The following is a 23993-nucleotide window of genomic DNA, read 5'->3' on the forward strand; positions in this document are numbered from 1 at the left end:
CCTTTTTGGTTTAACTAACTTTCAATATGTTTGCTTCCAATCACCGAAAAGATTGAAACTACAGCAGGGCTACAGCTGCCATGGAATGCTGGCAATGGTTTTCAAGTTAAAAATTTTTTAAATAATGGCATTTACCTTTCTTAAACGTAAAGCCAGAATGTGATAATCGTAACATTTAAAACTGATTCTAGTCAATTGTGTTAATATTATAACGTTTGCCATAATATTTGGTTATCTTTGCCTACAACAATATATACAGAATAGGAATGAGTTTTTTTGCAGATAAGAGAAGAGAAGTAATGATGCATATTGAAAAATATATGTTAGAATCTATGGATACCTATCTTAAACCAATAGATACTAATTGGCAACCTTCTGATTTTTTACCTGATTCTACAAGTGAAACATTTTATCAAGATATTAGAAATTTAAGAGAGAAAGCAAATGATCTTTCTTATGATTTAGTTGCTGTGCTGATAGGAGATACGATTACTGAGGAGGCTTTACCAACTTACGAATCGTGGTTAGCAATGGTGGATGGACATAGCAGAGATGAAGAGGGCGGTTGGATGAAATGGGTTCGCCATTGGACTGCGGAAGAAAATCGTCATGGTGATTTACTAAATAAGTATTTGTATCTATCGGGGCGTGTTGATATGCGCCAGATGGAAATCTCAACACAGTATTTAATTGCTGATGGTTTTGATATCGGTACTGGTCATGATCCTTATCGTAATTTTATATATACTTCTTTTCAAGAATTAGCAACAAATGTTTCGCACAGAAGGGTTGCTTCCTTGGCAAAAAAGGACGGAGATACCTTATTGTCTAAAATGTGTGGTGTAATTGCATCTGATGAAGCTCGCCATGCTAAAGCGTATAAGGATTTTATGAACCGTATTTTTGAAGTTGATCCGAATGAAGCGATGATTGCTTTTGAAGATATGATGCGTAAAAAGATTGTAATGCCTGCACACTTTTTAAGAGAAGTGGGTTTAAAAATTGGACAGACTTTTGGACATTTTACAGATGCCGCACAAAGATTAGGCGTTTATACAGCGGTTGATTATGTTGAGATTATGCAACAATTAATTATTGATTGGAAAATTGAAGGTATGCGTGATTTGGATGAGGCTGGTGAAAAGGCCCGTGATTACATTATGAACTTGCCTTCGCGACTTTTACGCGTTGCAGAACGTATGAAAAACCCAACGATTGATTATAAATTTAGCTGGATAGCTGGTTAAACTTAGTAATATTTTTTAAAAGGCCACGATTAAATCGTGGCCTTTTTTGTGTTACATATTTCTTCTGTATTGTCCGCCTACTTCATAAAGTGCATTGCTGATTTGCCCTAAGGAACAAACCTTACAAACTTCCATTAAATGTTCAAAGATGTTTTCTCCAGCAATAGCTGCTTTTTGAAGTTGTTTTAGTACTATTTCTGATTTATTATCATTTCTTTCTTGGAAAGATTTTAAGGTTTCAATTTGATACTGCTTCTCTTCTTCTGTAGCACGAATAACTTCTCCAGGAACAATCGTAGGTGAACCATTTTTGTTTAAGAACGTATTCACGCCAACAATCGGATATTCTCCGGTATGCTTTAGTGTTTCATAGTACAAACTTTCTTCCTGAATTTTGCCACGTTGGTACATGGTTTCCATTGCACCGAGCACACCACCACGATCGTTTATTCTTTTAAATTCAGTCAAAACGGCTTCTTCAACTAAATCAGTTAATTCTTCAATAATGAAAGCGCCTTGCAAAGGATTTTCATTTTTTGCTAATCCTAATTCTCTGTTGATGATTAGCTGGATTGCCATTGCCCGTCGTACTGATTCTTCTGTAGGTGTAGTTATCGCTTCATCATAAGCATTTGTGTGAAGTGAATTACAGTTGTCGTAAATGGCGTATAGTGCCTGTAAGGTTGTTCGGATATCATTAAAGTCAATTTCCTGAGCATGTAATGAACGACCGGATGTTTGAATATGATATTTTAACTTTTGTGAACGATCATTTCCTTTGTATTTATTTTTAATGGCTTTTGCCCAAATTCTTCTGGCTACGCGGCCAATAACTGCATATTCAGGATCGATTCCATTTGAGAAGAAAAAGGAGAGATTAGGTGCAAAATCATCAATGTTCATTCCTCTGCTTAAATAATATTCTACAAATGTGAAGCCATTACTTAAAGTGAATGCCAATTGAGAGATTGGGTTTGCACCAGCTTCGGCGATGTGATAACCAGAGATTGATACCGAATAAAAATTTCTTACCTTTTCATCAATGAAATACTTTTGTATATCACCCATCATTCTTAAAGCAAATTCTGTAGAAAAGATACAGGTATTTTGTGCCTGGTCTTCCTTTAAAATATCTGCCTGAACTGTTCCCCTAACAGAACTAATCGCATAGGCTTTAATTTTTGCATACACATCATCAGGTAAAACCTGATCGCCGGTTACACCCAAAAGCATTAAACCTAAACCATTATTACCTTCTGGAAGTTTTCCATTGTAAGTAGGGCGAGCTATATTTTTGGTTTTATATATTGAATCAATTTTGTTGTTTATCTCTTCTTCTAATCCATTTTCTATAATATATTTTTCGCATTGTTGATCAATCGCCGCATTCATAAAAAAGCCCAATAACATGGGTGCGGGACCATTTATTGTCATTGAAACAGATGTTGATGGCGCACATAAATCAAAACCAGAATATAGTTTTTTAGCGTCATCGAGCGTTGCAATGCTCACTCCGGAGTTTCCGATTTTACCATAAATATCCGGACGGATGTGAGGATCTTCACCATACAAGGTTACTGAATCAAAAGCTGTAGACAAGCGATGTGCAGGTTGACCGAGTGAAACGTAGTGAAATCTCTTATTTGTACGTTCAGGTCCGCCTTCGCCTGCAAACATTCTGGTTGGGTCTTCTCCATCTCTTTTCAAAGGGAACACACCTGCAGCGTAAGGAAATTCGCCTGGAAGATTTTCTGTAAGCAACCACCTCAAAATATCGCCCCAATCTTCATATCTGGGTAGTGAAACTTTTGGAATGTTAAGCTTAGAAAGCGATTCATAATATAATGGTTGCTTAATTTCTTTATCGCGAACTTTGTAGATAAAAAACTCTTGTTTATAACTTCTTTTTGTTTCAGGCCATTGGCGAAGTAAACGTTTGCATTCGCCATCTAATTGTTCTTCGAAAAAAGTATAAGCTTCTGTTAAACCTGACCCAATAGCAAGATTTTTATTTTCATCTGCCAAATCAATAACACCCTTTAGCTGGTACATTTTTCTGGCGATTTTACTCTGCTTATCTACCCATTCATTATAAGTTTGACTAGATTCTGCAATTTCTGCCAAATAACGAGTTCTATCTGGTGGAATAATATATATTTTTTCAGATTGATCTGAAGTTAATTCCATTTTAGCTTGAAAATCTGTTCCGGTTTTACTTTTTATTTGATCCATTAACGCGGCAAATAAATTGTTCATTCCAGGATCGTTAAATTGAGATGCCATCGTACCAAAAACCGGAATTTCTTCATCCTTGGCATCGAAAATATTATGGTTACGTTTATATTGCTTACGTACATCGCGTAGTGCATCCAAAGCACCGCGTTTATCAAATTTGTTAATCGCAACTATGTCGGCAAAATCGAGCATGTCAATTTTTTCAAGTTGGGTTGCAGCGCCAAATTCAGGGGTCATCACATAAAGAGAAACATCGCAATGCTCAGTTATTTCGGTATCAGACTGGCCAATACCGGAAGTTTCTACAATAATTAAATCGTAACCAGCGGCTTTGCATATATCAATACTCTCCTGAACGTTTTTAGAAAGTGCTAAGTTTGCCTGTCTGGTTGCCAATGAACGCATGTAAACCCTCGGATTGTTTATCGCATTCATCCGTATTCTATCGCCTAATAATGCACCACCTGTCTTTCTTTTAGATGGATCGACAGAAATAATGGCAAGTGTTTTATCCTTTACTTCAATTAGAAAGCGCCTAACCAATTCATCAACCAATGATGATTTACCTGCACCTCCAGTACCCGTAATCCCTAAAATTGGGGCACTGTTATTATTTGAAAGTTTTTTGAGTTCGTCAACAAAACGTTGAGCACCTTCTGGGTCATTTTCTGCAACCGTAATTGCCCCAGCAATTGCCTTAACATCTTTGTTTGGAATGGTTTTTAGTTCTGTTGTGATTTCTGATTTAGTTACAAAATCTGTTTTTTGTAGCATATCATTAATCATTCCCTGCAAACCCATTCTTCTACCATCATCTGGAGAATAAATTTTTGAGATACCGTATGTTTCCAGTTCTTCAATTTCTGAAGGTAGAATTACACCGCCACCACCAGCGAAAATTTTAATATGACCCGAGCCTCTTTCCTGAAGTAAATCAAACATATATTTAAAGTATTCTATATGTCCGCCCTGATAGGATGTCATTGCAATACCTTGAACATCTTCTTGAATGGCGCAGTTTACCACTTCTTCAACGGAGCGATTATGCCCTAAATGTATCACTTCTGCACCTGATGATTGAAGAATGCGGCGCATGATATTTATGGTTGCATCATGACCATCAAAAAGTGAGGCAGCGGTAACGAAACGAATTTTATTATTGGGTTTATATATTTCTACTTGTTGCATATTGCAGTGTTTATAGAAAAAGATTCAACTTTTTCAAATTATATCTGGTGTATGCAAATGTAAGAATTAATGTTATTTGGCTCTTTTATTAATAGAATTGATACTCATTATAAATAAAAAAAGCCAGCTTAGTGCTGGCTTTTTTTATTATTTGTTTGTGATTTCTGTTATCGGTTCCCCAACTGTTCCGTTTGGCATTTGGATATGTAAAAGAGCCGCAAGTGTTGGTGCAATATCAGTCATGTAATGGGTTTTATTTGTAGCGCCAGGTTTAATTCCCCAACCCATAAATACCAATGGAATGTGCGCATCGTAAGGATTCCAATTTCCATGGGTGGTACCAGTACTGCTTCCATTAAACCAATTCGGGTTTAAGATGTAATATAAATCTCCACTTCTTCGGGCATTGTAGCCATTTGTTATCATTCTCTTCTGAACTTCTGGCAATGTTGCTAAAGAAACTCTAGAAACATCAACTACGTTTGCGAATCCGTCCATTCTTTTTAAGAAATCTATCGAAGCTGCTTTAATTACATCGAAACTTACATTTAAATTGTCAGTTTTATCATGGTCGAAATGAATTTGATTATTCATTGATTTTAAAACCACATTATTTACCTTAAATTTTTCGTTCAGGAAAGCATTCAATTTAAAAACAATATCTCTATCACTAACTACACCCGCCGGAAGTTTATTTTCTTTCATAAAACCTGGTACATGAGCAACAGCATGGTCGGCACTTAAGAAGATGGTATAATTTCCTTTACCAACTTTTTTATCTAAGTAATTAAAGAAATCTTCAAAATCTTTATCTAAACGTAAATAAGTATCTTCAAGTTCTACTGAATTTGGTCCGTAAGCGTGGCCAACGTAGTCTGTTGAAGAGCAGCTTACGGCAAGGAAATCGGTAATGTTATCCTGACCTAAATCTTCGGATAAAATTGCAAGTTTAGCTAAATCTAAAGTGATGGTGTTACCATGAGGTGTACTTCTAATCGCATCAAAATTCTTATCAATGTTTTGAGTTAGCAAATGTGGGAAGGTACTATTTTTTCCTTCGTAGTTTTTTTCATCAGCTGTGCTATTTGTGTAAGTATTTATAGGATATAATGTTTCCCAGTTTTTTGCATAGAATTTATTCGCTAGTTTCATTTTATTATAGTCAGCAATCCACATCGGAACTTCTTTCATATAATAAGAACTTGTGATCCAATTACCAGTGCTGCCTTGATACCAGTAAGCAGCATTTGCTGCATGGCCTGCCGGAAGAATAGAACCTCTATCTTTTAATGAAATTCCAATAACTTTACCTTTAAAATTTGTAGCTAACCGTAGCTCATCAGTAATTGTTGTGGTGAGCATATTTTTTGGAGACATGTTACCTTCTGATGAAGGCGTGCTGCCAACTGTTACAACCGAAGAATCTTCAGTACAATAAACGTTTTTCTTAGTTTCAGAATCGTACCAATCGTTACCAATTATACCGTGAACTGCCGGAACTGAACCCGTATAGATAGTTGTATGACCAACTGCGGTATATGTTGGTGTGTAAGGAATTAAAGTGTTTTCAACAGAAAAACCTTCGTTTATTAACCGTTTAAAGCCACCATTTGAGTAGCGGTTATAAAATCGATATAGATAATCCCAACGCATTTGATCGACTACTAAGCCAACAACCAATTTTGGTCGTGCAACTTCAGCTGGATATGCTTTAGCTACTGCAGCAGGATTTTTTTTTGTTTGGGCGGATGCAAAAGTTTGAGTGAGGACTGATAGGGAAAGAAATAAGTACGAAATTTTCTTCATTATTTTTTTTTAGTTTAAAGGACTAAATTAGGTATTTTAAAATGAAGAACTTTTGAACTTTCTGTAAAGTTTTTATATCGCTTCGGCGACTACAAAAGTACTACCTCCAATAAAGATTAAGTCGTCTTTTCTGGCTGAGGAAATCGCTGCCTTTTTTGCTTCGATAACCGAATTGAAACTATTGCCAGTTAAGTTAAAGATACTTGCTTGTTGTTTCAGTTCATCTGCAGCTAAAGCTCTTTCTAAATTTGGCTTACAAAAGTAGTAAGTTGCATTTGATGGCATCAGTGATAAAACCTTTGTTATATCTTTATCTTTCACCATTCCGAAAACGATGTGAAGGTTTTTATGTGGTGTTGATTCTATATTTTTTACAACTTCAGTAATACCAGCTTCATTATGCCCGGTATCGCAAATTACCAATGGGTTTTTGCTTAAGGTTTGCCAGCGTCCCTGTAGTTGAGTAAATTTTTTAACATTTCTTAGCCCTTGGTAAAGTGCATTATCTGAAATTGAAAATTCAGATTGCTTATTTAAAATTTCAACAGCTTTTAACACCGTTAATATATTTTTTGGTTGATAAAGACCTGTTAAATCGCATTGCAAATTCTGATATTTAACATTATCATTTATAGAAATACTTAAAGAAAGTTTATTATTTTTAACAATAACGTTATTTGCATTTAGTGTTTCATCAGCAAAATAAATTTCGGTATTAACCTCTTCCGCTCTGCGGATGAAAACCGGTTTAGATTCGCTTTGCGTTTCGCCAATAACAACCGGGATATTTTTTTTAATGATTCCTGCTTTTTCACCTGCGATTTCGGCAAGTGTGTTGCCTAACATATTGGTATGATCAAGGCTGATATTTGTAATCACCGAAAGTTCTGGTGTGATGATATTTGTAGAATCTAATCTGCCGCCTAAACCAACTTCAATCACTGCAACATCCACTTTATGCTGGGCAAAATGATCAAAAGCCATCGCAACGGTAACTTCAAAAAATGATGGTTCTATTTGCTCAATTAACCTTCTATTATTTTGAACAAAACTTTTTACATCTGCCTTGCTCATCATTTTTCCATTGATACGAATGCGTTCGCGGAAATCTTTTAAATGAGGGGAGGTGTAAAGTCCGGTTTTGTAACCTTGTGCCTGTAAAATAGAAGCAAGCATGTGCGAGGTTGAGCCTTTACCATTTGTACCAGCAATATGTAAGGTTTTGAATTTCTCTTGAGGATTACCAATTGCTTCACAAAGGATAATCGTATTGGTTAAATCCTTTTTAAATGCTGATGCGCCAACCCGAGTAAACATTGGCAATTTACTGTATAAAAAATCAAGCGTTTGCTGGTAGTTCATAATTAAAGCCAAATATATGCCGACTTATTTTTATTATGAAAAGAAATTAGCAGATTATAAATGAAAAATGGTCTGTAATAAACAGACCATTGAAGATATTTAATAGTTATTGTATTAATTAACTTTAAAGTTAAATACAACTACTCCGGTTTGACTTTCATTTCCAATATCAGATTTGCTCAAACTAGAACTCATAATTGCCTGAATACATTTATTAACCAATTCAGTATCGGTAATTGTAGAGCCTTTTAATTCTTGCCTTGCGCTTGTAATGTTACCAGATTTATTAAAACTAATTCTTATAACGATTTTTCCTCTTGTTTGACCATCGTCTTTTGGAGTAACCAGATTAGAAAAACGTCTTAAAGGAATCGGTGTATTCCCATAACCCGAACCACCTTCGCCATAATTATTTGCTAATGGGTCGCCATTTACTGAACCTTGATTTCCAGCAGTATTTCCTGTACCATCGCCACCACCTTGCCCGGTGCTCTTTTTGCCTTTATACAAAGCATTTTGATTAACAGTTGGTTGGCTTGGTTTTTCTTCAGTAGCTGTAGTTGGTGTTTTAGTGGCCGTTTTTGTTGGCTTTGTATTAACACTTATTGCGTCCTCAGTATTTTGAGTCTGAATTTCTTTATCCCCCGTTTCTACTGTGGTATTATCCGTAACTTTTTCTTCCGGAACAACCTTATCCGGCGCTTTATTATTTGCATTTGGGTCGGCAGATGGTTCCTCGATACTTGTATAATCATCGCCCATACCTTCGGCAGAAGTTCCGTAATTCACAACCATACCACCCATCCCAAATTCTTCAGGAGGTTCAAAAGAATTTATCACAATTAAAAAGCTAATTGCAAGCAAAACAGCCATAATTCCGGTAGAAATGGCAATGGCTTTTGGATAATTATTTTCTTCTGTGGTATTCATTATTTTTTAGGCTCAACCGCTAAAACTAGTTTTAATCTTAATTTATTGGCAACATCATAAGCAACCATAATATTCTCTGCCGGAACATTTTTTGCAACATATAAAATGATGGTCATATCTGGTGCAACTTTTTGGTAAGCTTCAATTGATGCTTGTAAACCATCAGCAGATACTGGTTTTTTATCAACGAAATAATTAAACTTTTCGTCTATACTAACTGTAACAGCCTTTTTAGCTGTAGATTGTTGTCCGCTAGAAGATTGTGGAAGCAATAATTTTACAACCTGCGGATTCACTACCGCCGATGCCAGTAGAAAAAACAGCATCAAAAAGAACATAATATCGTTTAATGCCGATGTATGTACTTCTACTGAGCCTCTTGTTCTCTTTCTTAAATTCATTATTTACTTGGTTCTTCTAATAAATCAATAAAATCGATGGCATCAGTTTCCATTTTAAGGATAATTTTTTCTACCATAATATTTAGAATGTGGTATAACACGTAAGCGATGATACCGATAATTAATCCGGTAGCAGACGTAATCATTTTGGTATATAAACCACCAGAAATCGTTCCAATTTCGATAGCACCTTTAATTGATACCTGATGGAAAATGGTAATTACCCCGACAATTGTACCTACGAAACCAAGCATTGGCGCAATACCAGCAACTATACCTAAAATGCTGATGTTCTTTTCCAACTTAGAAACTTCAAGCTTACCAACGTTTTCAATTGCACCTTCAATATCTTTAATCGGGCGACCAATTCTCTTTAAACCTTTTTGTAACATACGCGAAAGCGGAGAATTGTTGTTTCTTAACAAAGCCATAGCGCCATCTAAATTACCCGATTGGATGTACTGTCTAATCTGGACCATTAAGTTTGATTCATCTTTTGTGGCTTTTTTGATGGTTAAATAACGTTCAACGAAAATTACCAACGCCAAAAAAGCTAAAAACGCCAATGGAACCATTACCCATCCGCCTTTAAATAATAAATCAATAAAGTGTAGCTCTTCAGCTGGTTGGGTTAAAGCTTGGTTAACCGCAGTTGCCGTGTCTTGTAATGCTTGTGTGGTATCCTGAATTAATAAAGTTATCATTTTATGGTGTGTTGTTTACTTGAATTATATCTAGTTCTTTGATTTTTATTTTTTTTGCCAATTCTGGTCTTTGTATGCGTGCTTCGGCTTCTGTTTTAAAAGATGCAATGCTTACTTTTTTTAATTTACCTGGCAAATTTGCAATTTTTGCTTTGAGCCCGTACCTCTCCATTTGCTTGATAAATACTTTAGCTTTATTTTCTGACTGAAAAGAAGCTGCTATTACATCAAACGTCGAATTTGCAGCATTAACAACTGTTGCAGTTTCAGCTTTAACAGCCGATGGAGGTTTAACACCAACCGCCTGCGTTTTTTTCACAGAGTCAATTGTTTTTCCAACCTGATTTGCCTTTAAAATGCTATCGGTTTTTGCAATAGAATCTTGCTTTAGCTTAACACTATCCATAGGGATAACGGCTGCAGCTGTATCTTTTTTAACCGATGTTGAATCAGCATTCACAGCTTTTTGTTGGCCAAACCATTCTGGTTTTGCAAAGTATGTAATTGCTGCAATTATGATTAATATAATTATACCAATCCATATTTTAGGCCAAACAGACTTTTCTTCCTCAACTACAGCATCATCAATCAATGGGTCGTGACCAAAGCGATTAGGATGTTCAGCATGTTGTTCTTTTATGAACTCAGGTGCTTGTACAACAGGTTCTTGAACTTCAATATTATCGTCTTCCAGATTTATAAAAGTTTTAGGTTCTTCTGATTCTGGTTGATGACCAAAGCGATTGGGGTGCTCTTCATGCTGTTCCTTTATAAACTCAGGAACTTCCACTTCGTCAACATTTTTACTGTTTGCTAAAGTGTTTTTTAAATCATCCCTAACCTCATCCAGCTCAATATTTTCAATCTCAGGTAATGGCTTTTCAGTTTTTATTTCCTCTTGATGATGGGTTGGTGCTTCAGCAATTTCATCATAAACTTGCTCATCAGCATTTACTTCTTCGGCATCTAATTTTTCCGTTGTATTCAGATTTTTTTCTTCATCAGGATTATCTTCAGAAGGTTGAGTTTCTATAACTTTTGGTAAGCCATAATATTTTGAGCCCAGTGTTATATTTTCTGCAGGTTCAAAACTCAAACCCTCGTGTTCTGTAAAAAATAATCTACCGATGTTTTCAAGCTCCGCTTCGTGTTCAACCTCTAATTTATTATTTGTTTCTTCAACAAATTTAGAGATGTAATATTCGGCACTTTCTACAGATATATTCCTCTTCTCAGCAATATGCTTAGCAAGCAACCCTTCATCCTTTACTTCAGAGGTAAACTGTAAAGTATATCCCGGAGGAAGAAAAGATTGCTTCTCCTTATCGTATCTTCCGGCAAATTTCTTTTTACAAAAGGTGCCCAGATTGGTTAAACCAATTGAGTTTTGTTGCCTTAGGAGTTCTGAAAGGTATAATAAGATGTCCATTCGGGTAAAATTAGCGTTTTATTCTAAATTCAACACAAAATAATTAATGTGTTAGAAAGAATAGGTTAAGCCACCAAAAATATTAAAACCATTAACTTGATAATATAAATATCTGCTGTAGTTGGTGTTTAGCAAGTTGTTAGCTTTCGCAAACACAGAAAATTTGTTGTTAATGCGATAATCTGCTCCAAGGCCTAAATCTACATAACCCTTTACCGTTACAATCGATTCGATTGAAGGATTTGGAATTAAATATGAAGCTGGTGGAACTGGTTGCTGAACATTTACTTTTGCTTTTACATCATCCTGAATCACAGCTCCAGCATTAAAACTTAATTTTTTATTGTAGTTGTAAACTAAGTTTGAGCTTACTTTCAATCCTGGTTTAAACCAACTGTAGGTTTCTTGAGCAGGTTTATAATCATCAACATTCAATTTACCTGTCCATTTTAATGCATCACTAACCTGAACAGAAATTTCACCTTCTAATCCTGTTATTTTTGCCTTTCCAAAATCATAAATCACATCGAATTTATTAAACTCGCCAAAGTTGTTAACAAACAATGGCATATCTTCTAATTGTTTAATATAGAAGCGAGCCTTGTAGCCAAAGCCTGGTCCGCCAGTACCTTTAATACCAGCGCTGATGCTTAGTTTTTCAACCGTATTTTTAATGTTTACATTAGCATTTAACCAAGGATTTTCATCTGAGAAACCTTTAAGCGAATTCCGATTTACATCGCCTTTAACTTCTCCAAATACCTGTAAATAATCAGGTATTAGCGTAAAATCTGCTGTTACGGCAGGGAAAATTCTCGAACGGCTATTCGTGCCAAATTCCTGTACAAAGTTAACTCCGGCAGTAACCTTTGCACCTTTAACTTGTAAACGGATGTATGGGTTTAGTCTAAAAATGTTATTCCCGATATTTGTAGAAAGATCTTTAGTATTGCCAAATTCTGTTGCTGCAGCCAAGCCTAAATTTAAAGAGCTGATTCTTTTATTAAGATATCCATTTAAAGTTATATAGCTTTCTTGTGCCTCAAATCTATCATTTAATAAATAAGCATTTGCTTTTAAAGCATAGCTAAAATCAGTTTCTGATTCTTTATAATTCTTTACCAGTTCGCCTTCAGCTTCAATCAAAGTATAAGCTTGTTTTTCCGGATTTGGGTTTAGTGTAGGACGAGCATCATCAATACCATAGAAATGAACACCATTGCGCTCAAGATTTAGCCTTCCACTAACCGTATTGTTATCTAAAATACTTTTTCCAAACAAACTTAATTGTTGTGTACTGCTATTTTGTTTGTTTAATTTTCCTTCCTGACTGAAATGTTTAAAATATCCACCAAGTTGCAAGGCTTCATCTCGTCCATTGTTGATGTAAACCTCGCCTAATAAAGTTGATAGCGAACCGAAACCACCTTTTACATAATTGTTAATTAATTCAGTTTGTTTTTCATCAACCAAAGCCTGCGCCTGTAATTTCTGAATATCGCTGTTGATTTCTAATTTTCTATCGGTTACGCTATAATTAAGTCTGGCTTTGTATGTTTTTACATCATCCAAATTTGGGCTTCTTCTTAATTTCACTGCCTCAGCTAAAATTGGTTTATATGGGCGAACTACTTCAATTTCCTCGCTAACAGTGGCTTTCTCTTCCTGCTTTTTTTCCTGCGCCTGTACTGTCATTAATCCCGCAGAAAGAAAAAATAGTGAGCTGTATATATATTTAATCGACTTCATAATTTTATTTCTTCGGAGTTATTTTTTCTAATTTTTGCTTTGCTGTTGGTATAATATCATCATTCTTATTATCGTAATTGTCGATGATGCTCAACAGTGTACTTTTTGCCTGTAAATTATCTTTTAATGCTACGTAGTTATCTGATAAAAGAATAAATGATTTGGCTACCCAGTAATCGTAAGATGCCATATTATTTATTAAGTCGAAGCAGGTTTTAGTCGAGGTTTTGTAATCACCTTTTGTGTACTCTAAAAACGCAAGGTTGTATTTTGCTTCAGCTGCTGCAATGGTTTTGGTAGTTGCTACCACATTTTTAAATTCTTTTACTGCTGTAGTCGTATCACCTTTTAACAAGTATGCTTTACCTGCAAACAAACCCGAACTGTTTTTTTCTTCTTCGGATGCTTTTTCAGATTCTTTAGTTAATTGAGCATATTTAATCATGTCATCAGGCGAGCTCAATGCAGTGTATGCCTTTAATAAATTATTAATCGCATAAGAATAATGCGCTTTATAATCTGTAGTGGTTTCTAATCGCTTTAAATAAACAATTGCTTCGTTGTATTTTTTCTGATCAAGAAATAATTTAGAAATACTTAATAAAGACCTTTCGGTGTAATCACTCGTCCAGTCGTTTAATATAAATTCATAATCTTTAATTGCTTCATCAGGTTTGCCTAATTTAACAAGAGATTCTGCTCTAATAAACTTTCCTTCTTTATCATGTATTGGTTTTGGAAATTTATCGAAATAAGCGTTTATAGCTTGAAGTGCGCCATTTGCATCTCCTTTTAAATACAGATTATTTGCTGCTGCGAAAACTATATTATCTTGTTCGCTATTTGAATAATTTCCTAATGGAGTAGTGCCTGCGTAAGCAATAAATCCATTCGCATCGCCTTTATCAACATAAATATTCTTAATTGATTCCATTGCTTGTTTAGCCTCATCTGCACTAGGATAATCGCGAATTACTTTTTTGAAAGATTCCAAAGCAGCATCGTCTTGATCTTGATTGTATTGAACCAAACCAATGGTAACCAAAGCTTTAGGTACATAACTACTACGAGGATACTTAGCCACCAATGCTACTAAATCTGATTTAGATTTATCAAAATCGCCTTTATTGAAATAAGTATACGCGGTTTCGAAACCCGCATCATCAGCATAATTTGAATTTGGAAATTGGTTCAATAAAGCTTGCATTGTTGCAATTTTGGTATCATATTGGTTTTCCAAACCCTGAATCATCCCTTTTTGGAAAAGTGCATAATCTTCAGCATTTGTTTTTCTACTAATGATTTTATTGTAATTGTTCATCGCATCGCCGTAACTTTTGTTAACAAAGTATGAATCGGCTAAACGGATGGTTGCATCATCAATAGTTTTTTGGTCTTTATCGTTACCAGATAAAAAGCGTTCGAAATATGTTGCAGATTTACTATACTTTTCATCTTCAAAAGCAGCATATGCAAGTGCATAATTTGCAAAATTGTAAACGCCAGTTTTGTTTGCATCAGGCATTTTCAAAAACTTTTCAAAGGTAGAAACCGCTTCTCCATATTTACGCAATTCATACATAGATTCTGCCTTCCAATATGTATTTAAAGCATTAATCTCATTATCTTCAGGAAACTTTTCTGAACGTAAAAACATGGATAATGCATTAGGGAAGGCTCTTTCATTGTAAAATTCTAAACCACGGAAATAAGTTACTTTTTGATAAGCTTCTTTCGCTTCCAGGTTTTTATCCGGAATCGGTTCTAAAATATCTACAGCAGCCTGGTAATTTTTGGTTGTTAGTAAAACTTCACCTAACAAAGTTTTAGCTTCATTAATTTTTCTTGATTTTGGAAATTGCTTTAAAAATCCTTGTGTAGCCTCCAAAGCTTGTTGATGAAAATTTAATTCATAGCTAAGCTTGGCATAATTTAACCATGATTCTTCCTGAATGATTTTATCAAAATCTAAACGCGAAGCCCTAAAAAATGCGCTTTGCGCTTTCTCCTTATTATTTAACTGAATAAAAGCTTTACCCAAAGTATGCATACCATTCTGGAGGTATACATCATCAGAATTTAATTTTTCTAACACAGAAACTGATTCTTTATATTTCTTATTTTGAAATAGAGAATAGCCATATTGATAAATGAACAGGTTGTTTTTAGTGTCGTTTTTGTCTTTTGCATAAAAATCAGCAAAGTACTTTTCAGCGTTTTTGAATTCTGATTTTGCAAAGTAAGAAGCTGCAACCAAACTCAGCATTTCTGGCTCAAATTGCTGCTTAGTTTTCTGCATTGCCGGAATAGCATAGCTGATTACATCATCATAGCGCTCATCCAGATAATACATGGATGTAATGTAATACGGATAGCTTGCCTCATAAGTTGGCGAGCCTTTAAGTTTTTCAAAGTTGGCAAGCGCTGTTTTATACTCTTTATTTAAGTAATTGATATATGCAAAATAGTATGTTGCACTTTCCTGAAATTCGCCTTCCTCTTTTTTAACTTTTTCGAAAAGTGGCTCAGCTTTTTCATAATCCTTAAGTTGGAAATAGGCATAGCCTTGTTTAAATTGATATTCATTTCTTTGCTTTCCTGAAAGGGTAGAAGGATCGGTTTTTTCAAACCACTCTAAAGCTTTTTCGTAATTTTTTTGATTAAAATAAGTTTTCCCAACATAAAAATAAGCAAGCTTTGTGTTCGGGTTTAAAGGGTAATCTCTAATAAAAGATTGAAATAAACTCTCAGCATCACTATTTGTTAATTCTAAAGCGCAAACAGCTGCGTAAAATTTAGCATTTTCTTTAAGTAAAGTTAATTCGGCATTACTTTCAGATTGAGATGAAGGCTTAACACGTACTTGCTCTACAAGTTTAAATTGCTGCGAAGCTGCAGTATATTTTTCTTTATACAATAGTTCTAAACCCGTTTGATAGTTTTTGTTGAGGTTTTGCACAGCACTAACTTGTGCATATGTACTAAAACTTCCTGCCAATAAAAGCGGAACCAGTAAGTATTTTTTTTTCATTAGTGTATCTTTTCAAAGGTGATGAACTGTAAAAATGTTCTCTATCAGTACGTTAGGATAATTTTTAAGATTCCATCGGTTTCAAATATGGTTGGTACTAAATTATAAATAGTATCAGTGCTTATCAACAGAAGTAATTAACATCTGTTAATAACACAAGTTTAACGAATCGATTTTCGAATTGGTATGAAGAAAGTTGAAATGTGTAAAAAGATTTCTGTTGTGGCTCGGTTGACTGTAGAATTGTGAAATTGCTAGTTGGTTAATTGTAGAAACTGCTAAATTGTTTAATTGTTAATACCAATTAAACAATTGACCAATGAACCAATATATTAACCTTGACTGGCCAAAAGGTACAGCACAGCCATTCTAACGGCAACGCCATTTTCTACCTGGTCTAAAATTATCGATTGTGTGCTATCTGCAACATCACTTGTCATTTCAACGCCACGGTTAATCGGACCTGGATGCATCACAATAATTTCTTTGTCGAGATTATCTAAAATCTGTTTGTTTAAGCCATACATCATGGCATATTCCCTCAGCGATGGGAAATATTTAATGTCTTGTCGCTCAAGTTGAATTCTCAACATATTGGCAACATCGCACCAGTTTAAAGCTTTAATAAGGTTATGTTCTACTTTAACGCCAAGTTGATGGATATGTTTCGGGATTAATGTTGTAGGACCACAAACCATCACTTCGGCACCTAAACGCTGTAAACATAGTATGTTTGAAATGGCCACCCTTGAGTGTAAAATATCACCAACAATAACTACTTTTTTTCCAGTTACATCACCAAGTTTCTGGCGAATGGAGAAAGCATCAAGTAATGCTTGCGTTGGGTGTTCATGTGCACCATCGCCCGCATTTACAATTTGCGCTTTAACATGTTTACTTAAAAACTGACCAGCACCGGCGTATGGATGGCGCATCACTACCATATCAACTTTCATGGATAGAATGTTGTTAACCGTATCTATTAAAGTTTCGCCCTTACTTACAGATGATGATGAGGCTGCAAAATTTACAACATCTGCCGAAAGCCTTTTTTCGGCAAGTTCAAAAGATAATTTTGTTCTGGTCGAGTTTTCGAAAAAAATATTGGCAATAGTAATGTCTCGAAGCGATGGAACCTTTTTTATTGGTCTGTTAATCACTTCTTTAAAATTATCTGCAGTTTCGAAAATTAATTCGATATCATTCCGGTTAATATCTTTAATACCTAAAAGATGTCGGGTTGATAGTTTGTCTGCTGCCATTTTTTGCTATTGCTTATCTGATAATAATAAAACCTTGTCTTCTCCACCTTCGCTTGCCCAGGTAACTTTAACATGTTGAGCACTTACACTATCTACCTGTAAACCAATGTAATCTGGTTCAATAGGTAAGTGTCTGCTAAATCTTCTGTCTATTAAAACGAGTAATTCTACTTTTTCTGGTCTGCCGTAAGCTAACAACGCATCAAGTGCTGCTCTAATGGTTCTTCCGGTCCAAAGCACGTCATCAATTAAAATTACCTTTTTACCCTCGATTATGAAATCAATCGAATTACTGTTTGCCGTAACAATTCCATCTTTTCTTCTAAAATCATCCCTGAAAAATGTAATATCAAGGTTTCCTTTTAAAATTTTCTTATTTTTTATAATCGTCTGTAGCTCATCCTGAATCCGGTCGGCTAAAAAAGGACCTCTAGGCTGAATGCCAATTAAAACGGTATTCGAGAAATCGTCGTGGTTTTCAATTAATTGATGGCAAAGCCTCTTAATTGTAATCTGAATTTTTTGTCCGTCAAGAAGTGTTTTCTTTTGCATTGAAGAAGGATTGGGCAAATATATAAAAATGTTTTAAGGTAGGAAAGTTGAAAGGCTTGAAAGTTGATAATGATTTTTTAATTTATTGAGGGCTAAAATGTTATATTAATTTTTTTTGAAAGCAGAATTGGTAACATTTATTGTCATTTGCTCCGGCTGTACACTGTAGCCCTTGTTTGCCCTTGCGCTGGCCTTTAAAACTCGGGGCTGCCGTTTCCATCCGGTTTAGGTGGCTACAACAGCAAATATATCAATGGTTAATTTGCAAGTGCGGCTTTTTCATCAGCCTTAATTAATTGCAGTAATTTATCGTTGATAAGTTTAACAATTTCGCTATTTCCGTTTCCAATCTGCCTGCCATCAATGGCCGAAACTGGCCAAATGTTTTTAGTCGAACTGGTAATAAAAACTTCATTCGCCATATAAATATCTTCAATTTTAAAATCTCGTTCAACAATGTTGTAACCTTCAATGTTCATATTTATAACTTTACTACGCGTAATTCCGCCTAAAATTTCATTCTTCGCAGTAACTATTTCGGTATCATTTACCATAAAAATATTGGCCCGCGGACATTCTCTAACCAAGCCATTATTATGATACAATAATTCATCAGCATTATTTTCTTTTACAAAACCTTGCAGCCTTATCGCCTGCAAATAATCAATTGTTTTTACATGGGGCAATTGCCTTTGATGATTATAGCTTACTAATTTTAGTGGTTTGCTTAGGTTTTCAATTATGTTTAGTGGTGTTTGGATAATAATCAGGTTCGGCTGCTCCATTGTATAACCATCCGTTGAGAGGCCGCCTGTTAATATAATTTTTATGCCAGAATTTGGAATGTTATTTCTATTAATCAGAGCAAAAATTGCATCACTAAGTTCGTTTCTGCTAAACCAGGTTTGCATATTCATTTCCTTAACCGAATTAAAGAAACGGTTTAAATAATCCTCCAAAAAAACCGGGTGATTATTTATCGTTTTTAAAAAATCAAAAATCCCGAAGCCACGTTGAATAGATAAATCTGAAACAGAAATGTTTGCATCATTTTGTGACAATAATTCGTTATTTATAGAGATGTACATTTTGATAAAGATTATGAAATTAAAATTAGTCGATTTGAACTTCAATGCGAAGCAATTCAGAATATTTAATTAATAATTCATGGCTAATAATAATTGTCTACATTTATTACAATGAATACACAGCCGGTAATTTTTTTTGATGGAGTTTGTAATTTGTGTAATGCATCCGTTCAATTTGTAATCAAACGTGATAAACATAAACATTTTCAATTTACGGCTTTACAAGGTAAATTCGCAGAGGAGATTTTGCCACAATCTGTATTCAACTCAAATCAAATAAATTCAATATTGCTATTAGAGGGTGGCATGATTTATCAAAAATCATCAGCAGCATTAAGAATAGCCAAAAAGCTAAATGGATTTTGGCCGCTTATTTATGGTTTTATCATTGTACCACGGTTTATAAGAGATTGGGTTTATGATATTATTGCAAAAAATAGGTACAAATGGTGGGGCAAGCAAGAAAGTTGTTGGGTGCCAATTCCTGCCTTAAAAAGTAGATTCTACGATTAATTCTTTAAATATTGTTTTGAATAGGTAATCCCCATTAAATCATATCTTTTAAATTGTATTTTTAGTCTGTTTAAAAAATCAGGGTAGTTGCGTTTGTCTTTCGGGCTCCATAAAATTTCGCTTAATGCATCTAATCTTGGAAACAATAAATATTGTACTTTAGCCGGATTGGTAATATATTCACTCCACAAGCAGCCTTGTGCACCCCAAATATTTTTCCCTTGTTCTGTCGTTAATTCTTTCGGAATAGGTTCGTAATTATAAACGTTAGCTAATGGCGATAATTTGTTGGCTGTTAAACTATCTTCTTTTACAAATTGAGCATGATTAAAATACATTATGTTATCTGGTGTCATAATGGCTTTGTGATTTTGTTTTGCTGCTTCGATTCCACCTTTTTCGCCTTGCCAACTCATAACAACAGCATTTGGCGCCAAGCCACCTTGTAAAATTTCGTTCCAACCAATAATGGTTTTGCCTTTGCTATTTACAAATTTTTCTATCCTTTGAATGAAATAACTTTGCAATTCACTTTCGTTTTTTAATCCGTTGGCTTTCATAATTTGTTGTGAAACAGAAGATTTTTTCCACCAAATTTTAGAGGCTTCATCGCCACCAATATGAATGTATTGTGATGGGAATAAATCCATTACTTCAGTTAAAACGTTTTCAAGAAACTTAAATGTTGTATCAGATGCTTGCAAAACATTGTTGTATTTGTTCATCATTCCCCAGGTTTCGGCAACAGTATATTTTTTGTTTGGCTCGGTTCCTAGTTCAGGGTAGGCGGCTAATACTGCCATACTGTGTGCAGGCATTTCAATTTCAGGAATAATTGTAATGTAGCGTTTCGCAGCGTAATCAATAACGTCTTTAATCTCTTCTTGTGTATAAAAGCCACCATGCTTAATGCCGTCTGTTTTTATTACAGCATTTTTTGGAGTAATGTTTACACCATTCGGTAAAACCTGATATTTTATATTTTCATTACCTTTTCCAGGCCATAAACCAACGACGCTACCATTTCTCCAGGCACCGATTTCGGTAAGTTTTGGGTATTTTTTGATTTCGATTCTCCACCCATGGTCATCTGTTAAATGCCAATGGAAATAATTCATTTTATGCAAGGCTAAATAATCAATATACTGTTTTACGAAGTCTACATCAAAAAAATGGCGACTTACATCGAGGTGCATTCCTCGGTAATCGAAACGGGGATGGTCGATAATGTTAATTGAAGGGATGTTTACTGAATTTTTATTACCAATTGGAATTAATTGAATTAACGATTGAATGCCGTAAAATATGCCTGCTTGTGAAGTGCCGATAATCGAAATTCCGTTATCTAAAGTATTTAGAAGATAAGCATTATCAAATTCGCTAATGCGTGTATTTAGAACTAAGCTGATGAAGTTTTTTGTGGGTGTTACGTTAGTGATATTCAGTTTTATATTATAATATTTTTGAAGATAATCGTTTAGAAAATTTGCCGAATTAATTAAGGAAGAATCGACAACTACGATTTGTGTTTTTGCATCTATTGTAAAAGGTTTTTTATTAGAGTCTATTTTTACATAAGCAGGCTGCGGAATAATGTTTACTTCCTGAGCAGAAAGATTAAAGCCAAAAGCTAAGAGCCAAAATAATAATAGGTTTTTCATAATTAGTCGATTTCGATTCAAAAGTAGTCATTCTATGCGGATGAAAGGAAAAGGTTGTTTAGAACGAATTACAGATGTTACATAAACCCAATGGGAGGGAAATCCTTTTTGGTTACATGCTTCGACAAGTTCAGCATAACACTTCACCAAAAAGATTGAACGGACAGCGGGGCAGGAGTGAGCGACTTAGGTTTGCAATCGTTTTCAAAAACCTCACCGTATAAAAGTTAGGAGTAGAACTCGGTACGTACTTTCCCTCTCCTTGAAGAAAGGGATTTGTGGGCAGTGAAAAGCAAAATGGGTTATAGTCACTGTTCTAACGTTTTCCTCTCTTTAAGGAGATGGATAGCGGTAAAAAATATATTGCTACTAACTTTCATAGGGAGGGGTAAGATGAGATTGCTTCATTGGCTGAAAAAGCCTCCTCGCAATGAAGAACTTGTAAAGTTCCGTATATTCCGTGTTTCCGTGGCAAAAAAAATAGACATAAAAAAATCCCGATAACTTATGCTATCGGGATTTAATTTATTCAGTTAAAAAGAACTAGCCTTTTTTAGCTTTGCTTTCTTCGCCTTCTAATTGCGATTTCAATTGTGCTAATACGTCTAAATCTCCTAATGTAGATTTTTCTACAGAATCTTTAACTTTCTTAACAGCAGTTACAGCAGCCTTAGCTTCTTTTTTCTTAGCATTTCTTTCTTCTGCTACAGCTTCAGCTTTAACTTCTTCCCAAATACGAGCGTGAGAAACAACGATGCGTTTAGCTTCTTTGTTAAACTCAATAATTTTGAAGTCGTTAGTTTCTTCAGCTTTAACCGAAGTACCATCTTCTTTAACCATGTGTTTAGTTGGTACGAAACCTTCTACACCGTATGGTAAAGCAATAACAGCACCTTTATCAGTTACTTTAACAACTGTTCCTTGGTGTACTGAATCTAAAGTGAATATAGTTTCAAAAGTATCCCAAGGGTTTTCTTCTAATTGTTTGTGACCTAAGCTTAACTTGCGGTTATCAACGTCTAATTCTAAAACAACAACGTCTAATACATCACCAACTTTAGTGAATTCGTTAGGGTGGTTGATTTTTTTAGACCATGATAAGTCAGAAATATGGATTAAACCATCAATTCCTTCTTCAATTTCAACGAAAACGCCGAAGTTAGTCATGTTTTTAACCGTTGCTTTGTGCTTGCTTCCAACTGGGAATTTAGCAGCAACTTCTTGCCATGGATCGTTAGATAGTTGTTTAATACCTAAGCTCATTTTGCGCTCATCTCTGTCTAAAGTTAAAACTTCAGCTTCGATTTCATCACCAACTTTTAAGAATTCTTGTGGGTTTCTTAAGTTTTGTGACCAGCTCATTTCTGAAACGTGGATTAAACCTTCTACACCTGGGATGATTTCTAAGAAAGCACCGTAATCTGCAACAGTTACGATTTTTCCTTTAACTTTAGAACCAACTTGAATGTCAGCGTTTAAGTTTTCCCAAGGGTGAGCAGTTAATTGTTTTAAGCCTAAAGCAATACGTTTTTTCTCATCATCGAAATCTAAAACAACCACGTTGATTTTTTCATCTAATGATAATACTTCTTTCGGATGTTCTATGCGGCCCCAAGAAATATCAGTAATGTGAAGTAAACCATCAACACCACCTAAATCGATGAACACACCGAAATCAGTAATGTTTTTAACAGTACCTTCTAATACCTGACCTTTTTCTAATTTAGAAACGATTTCTACTTTTTGTGATTCTAAATCGTCTTCAATTAACACTTTATGAGAAACAACTACGTTTTTAAACTCGTGGTTAATTTTAACAACTTTGAATTCCATTGTTTTACCCACGTATACATCGTAATCGCGGATAGGTTTAATATCAATTTGAGAACCTGGTAAGAAAGCCTCAACGCCCATAATATCAACAATTAAACCACCTTTAGTACGGCTCTTAACGAAACCATTGATGATTCTATCATTTTCAAGCGCCTCGTTAATAGCTTCCCAAGATCTTTGAGTTTTTGCTCTTTTGCGAGAAAGGATCAACTGACCGTTAGCATCTTCTGGTGCTTCAACGAATACGTCAACTGAATCGCCAATTTTTAAATCTGGTGTATCACGGAATTCTGAAGTAGAAACTAAACCATCTGATTTAAAACCAACGTTTAATACTACATCTTTGTTGTTAATTGAAACAACGATACCGCTAATGATTTCACCTTTAGTGATTTGATTGAATGTTCCAGCATACATATCTTCAAACTTTTTACGGTCTGCATCATTGTAATTACCGAAAACTTTTTCATCTGCATCCCAATCAAAATCTTCTGTTGGTGTTGCTAATGATGATTTGATCGATTCGATCGAAACTGAATCAGCTTCTGATTCAATAGTTTCTTTTTCAGTTAGGCGTCCGCCTTCTCCCTGAAGCTCAGCTGTTTTTGCTGCTAATTCTTTTTCTGCTACTTGTTTTTTAGCCATTAATTAATTATCTCCTTTTTTCCCTATTTAGGGACTGCAAAGGTAAAAATATTTTAATAAATAGAAAAGATTTTTTTAATAAATGTTGCTGATTTTTAGGTTATTAAGATTTTTATATTCGTTATACTGAATTTATTTCAGTATCTGAATCATAAAATTCTATCGCTTTTCTCTAATAATTTGAAAATGAGCGTTTAATAATTCTTAGCTTCCAGCAGTCCCGTTATTCGCTATAGCCCCGAATAAAAATCGGGGGCTGCCGCTACTACCCTACCGTGTACCCACATCCTTTTGGATTTCGAATCCTAGATAGATGTTATAGAATTTCTTGAGACCAATTATTAGGGTTGTTGCACC

General features: G+C 34.9%; 16 protein-coding genes. 2 read left to right on the top strand and 14 right to left on the bottom strand.

Features of this window, described 5'->3' with window-relative positions:
• Window positions 1-266: 266 nt before the first annotated feature.
• Window positions 267-1247, top strand: a complete 981-nt coding sequence (locus tag QWY86_RS09565; protein WP_290241319.1) for an acyl-ACP desaturase — start codon at window positions 267-269, stop codon at window positions 1245-1247.
• A gap of 51 nt (window positions 1248-1298) precedes the next feature.
• Here the strand turns inward: QWY86_RS09565 and QWY86_RS09570 are convergent, their stop codons facing one another.
• From QWY86_RS09570 to QWY86_RS09625, 12 genes are all read right to left on the bottom strand, one after another.
• Window positions 1299-4670, bottom strand: a complete 3372-nt coding sequence (locus QWY86_RS09570; protein WP_290241321.1) for a methylmalonyl-CoA mutase family protein — start codon at window positions 4668-4670, stop codon at window positions 1299-1301.
• A 147-nt stretch (window positions 4671-4817) separates the two neighbouring features.
• Window positions 4818-6476 carry an alkaline phosphatase PafA gene (gene pafA / locus QWY86_RS09575; protein ID WP_290241322.1) on the bottom strand — a complete coding sequence of 553 codons (1659 nt, stop codon included), beginning with the start codon at window positions 6474-6476 and terminating at the stop codon, window positions 4818-4820.
• 72 nt (window positions 6477-6548) lie between these two features.
• Window positions 6549-7838 carry a bifunctional folylpolyglutamate synthase/dihydrofolate synthase gene (locus tag QWY86_RS09580; protein WP_290241324.1) on the bottom strand — a complete coding sequence of 430 codons (1290 nt, stop codon included), beginning with the start codon at window positions 7836-7838 and terminating at the stop codon, window positions 6549-6551.
• A gap of 114 nt (window positions 7839-7952) precedes the next feature.
• The gene (locus tag QWY86_RS09585; protein ID WP_290241326.1) at window positions 7953-8768 is read right to left on the bottom strand and encodes an energy transducer TonB; all 816 of its coding nucleotides are present in this window, start codon (window positions 8766-8768) and stop codon (window positions 7953-7955) included.
• A complete protein-coding gene (locus QWY86_RS09590) occupies window positions 8768-9169 on the bottom strand; it encodes an ExbD/TolR family protein (protein ID WP_290241328.1) in 402 nt (133 codons plus the stop codon). The genes QWY86_RS09585 and QWY86_RS09590 overlap by 1 nt, the downstream gene beginning before the upstream one ends.
• Window positions 9169-9873, bottom strand: a complete 705-nt coding sequence (locus QWY86_RS09595; protein ID WP_290241330.1) for a MotA/TolQ/ExbB proton channel family protein — start codon at window positions 9871-9873, stop codon at window positions 9169-9171. Before QWY86_RS09595 ends, QWY86_RS09590 begins: the two co-directional genes overlap by 1 nt.
• Window position 9874: 1 nt before the next feature.
• Window positions 9875-11302, bottom strand: a complete 1428-nt coding sequence (locus tag QWY86_RS09600; protein WP_290241331.1) for a hypothetical protein — start codon at window positions 11300-11302, stop codon at window positions 9875-9877.
• A gap of 51 nt (window positions 11303-11353) precedes the next feature.
• Window positions 11354-13051: a TonB-dependent receptor gene (locus QWY86_RS09605; RefSeq protein ID WP_290241334.1), complete on the bottom strand. Its 1698-nt coding sequence runs from the start codon at window positions 13049-13051 to the stop codon at window positions 11354-11356.
• 4 nt (window positions 13052-13055) lie between these two features.
• Entirely contained in the window at window positions 13056-16082 is a 3027-nt protein-coding gene (locus QWY86_RS09610; protein WP_290241336.1) for a tetratricopeptide repeat protein, read from the bottom strand.
• A gap of 332 nt (window positions 16083-16414) precedes the next feature.
• Window positions 16415-17344, bottom strand: coding sequence for an aspartate carbamoyltransferase catalytic subunit (locus QWY86_RS09615; protein ID WP_290241338.1), 930 nt, complete (start codon window positions 17342-17344; stop codon window positions 16415-16417).
• 6 nt (window positions 17345-17350) lie between these two features.
• On the bottom strand, window positions 17351-17896 hold the full coding sequence (pyrR, locus tag QWY86_RS09620) for a bifunctional pyr operon transcriptional regulator/uracil phosphoribosyltransferase PyrR (protein ID WP_290241340.1): 546 nt from the start codon (window positions 17894-17896) through the stop codon (window positions 17351-17353).
• 257 nt (window positions 17897-18153) lie between these two features.
• Entirely contained in the window at window positions 18154-18984 is an 831-nt protein-coding gene (locus tag QWY86_RS09625; RefSeq protein ID WP_290241342.1) for an aminotransferase class IV, read from the bottom strand.
• A 111-nt stretch (window positions 18985-19095) separates the two neighbouring features.
• Between QWY86_RS09625 and QWY86_RS09630 the strand changes: the two genes are divergently transcribed.
• Window positions 19096-19497 (top strand): thiol-disulfide oxidoreductase DCC family protein, encoded by a 402-nt coding sequence (locus tag QWY86_RS09630; RefSeq protein WP_290241345.1) that lies wholly within the window; start codon window positions 19096-19098, stop codon window positions 19495-19497.
• On the opposite strand, the gene QWY86_RS09635 is transcribed toward QWY86_RS09630, so the two are convergent.
• Together QWY86_RS09635 and rpsA are read right to left on the bottom strand one after the other, a co-directional pair.
• Window positions 19494-21158, bottom strand: coding sequence for a beta-N-acetylhexosaminidase (locus QWY86_RS09635; RefSeq protein ID WP_290241347.1), 1665 nt, complete (start codon window positions 21156-21158; stop codon window positions 19494-19496). The two genes, QWY86_RS09630 and QWY86_RS09635, sit on opposite strands and share 4 nt — an antisense overlap.
• Before the next feature lie 543 nt (window positions 21159-21701).
• Entirely contained in the window at window positions 21702-23636 is a 1935-nt protein-coding gene (gene rpsA, locus QWY86_RS09640; protein ID WP_231464899.1) for a 30S ribosomal protein S1, read from the bottom strand.
• Window positions 23637-23993: the final 357 nt, after the last annotated feature.

Source organism: Pedobacter aquatilis, from assembly GCF_030409415.1.
Taxonomy (GTDB): domain Bacteria; phylum Bacteroidota; class Bacteroidia; order Sphingobacteriales; family Sphingobacteriaceae; genus Pedobacter; species Pedobacter aquatilis.

Coding starts and splice junctions, on each gene's coding strand:
- QWY86_RS09625 (WP_290241342.1), bottom strand. CDS start 18,984: ATGTACATCTCTATAAATAACGAATTATTGTCACAAAATGATGCAAAC.
- QWY86_RS09580 (WP_290241324.1), bottom strand. CDS start 7,838: ATGAACTACCAGCAAACGCTTGATTTTTTATACAGTAAATTGCCAATG.
- QWY86_RS09615 (WP_290241338.1), bottom strand. CDS start 17,344: ATGGCAGCAGACAAACTATCAACCCGACATCTTTTAGGTATTAAAGAT.
- QWY86_RS09585 (WP_290241326.1), bottom strand. CDS start 8,768: ATGAATACCACAGAAGAAAATAATTATCCAAAAGCCATTGCCATTTCT.
- QWY86_RS09605 (WP_290241334.1), bottom strand. CDS start 13,051: ATGAAGTCGATTAAATATATATACAGCTCACTATTTTTTCTTTCTGCG.
- QWY86_RS09635 (WP_290241347.1), bottom strand. CDS start 21,158: ATGAAAAACCTATTATTATTTTGGCTCTTAGCTTTTGGCTTTAATCTT.
- QWY86_RS09600 (WP_290241331.1), bottom strand. CDS start 11,302: ATGGACATCTTATTATACCTTTCAGAACTCCTAAGGCAACAAAACTCA.
- QWY86_RS09595 (WP_290241330.1), bottom strand. CDS start 9,873: ATGATAACTTTATTAATTCAGGATACCACACAAGCATTACAAGACACG.
- QWY86_RS09590 (WP_290241328.1), bottom strand. CDS start 9,169: ATGAATTTAAGAAAGAGAACAAGAGGCTCAGTAGAAGTACATACATCG.
- pyrR (WP_290241340.1), bottom strand. CDS start 17,896: ATGCAAAAGAAAACACTTCTTGACGGACAAAAAATTCAGATTACAATT.
- pafA (WP_290241322.1), bottom strand. CDS start 6,476: ATGAAGAAAATTTCGTACTTATTTCTTTCCCTATCAGTCCTCACTCAA.
- rpsA (WP_231464899.1), bottom strand. CDS start 23,636: ATGGCTAAAAAACAAGTAGCAGAAAAAGAATTAGCAGCAAAAACAGCT.
- QWY86_RS09570 (WP_290241321.1), bottom strand. CDS start 4,670: ATGCAACAAGTAGAAATATATAAACCCAATAATAAAATTCGTTTCGTT.
- QWY86_RS09610 (WP_290241336.1), bottom strand. CDS start 16,082: ATGAAAAAAAAATACTTACTGGTTCCGCTTTTATTGGCAGGAAGTTTT.
- QWY86_RS09630 (WP_290241345.1), top strand. CDS start 19,096: ATGAATACACAGCCGGTAATTTTTTTTGATGGAGTTTGTAATTTGTGT.
- QWY86_RS09565 (WP_290241319.1), top strand. CDS start 267: ATGAGTTTTTTTGCAGATAAGAGAAGAGAAGTAATGATGCATATTGAA.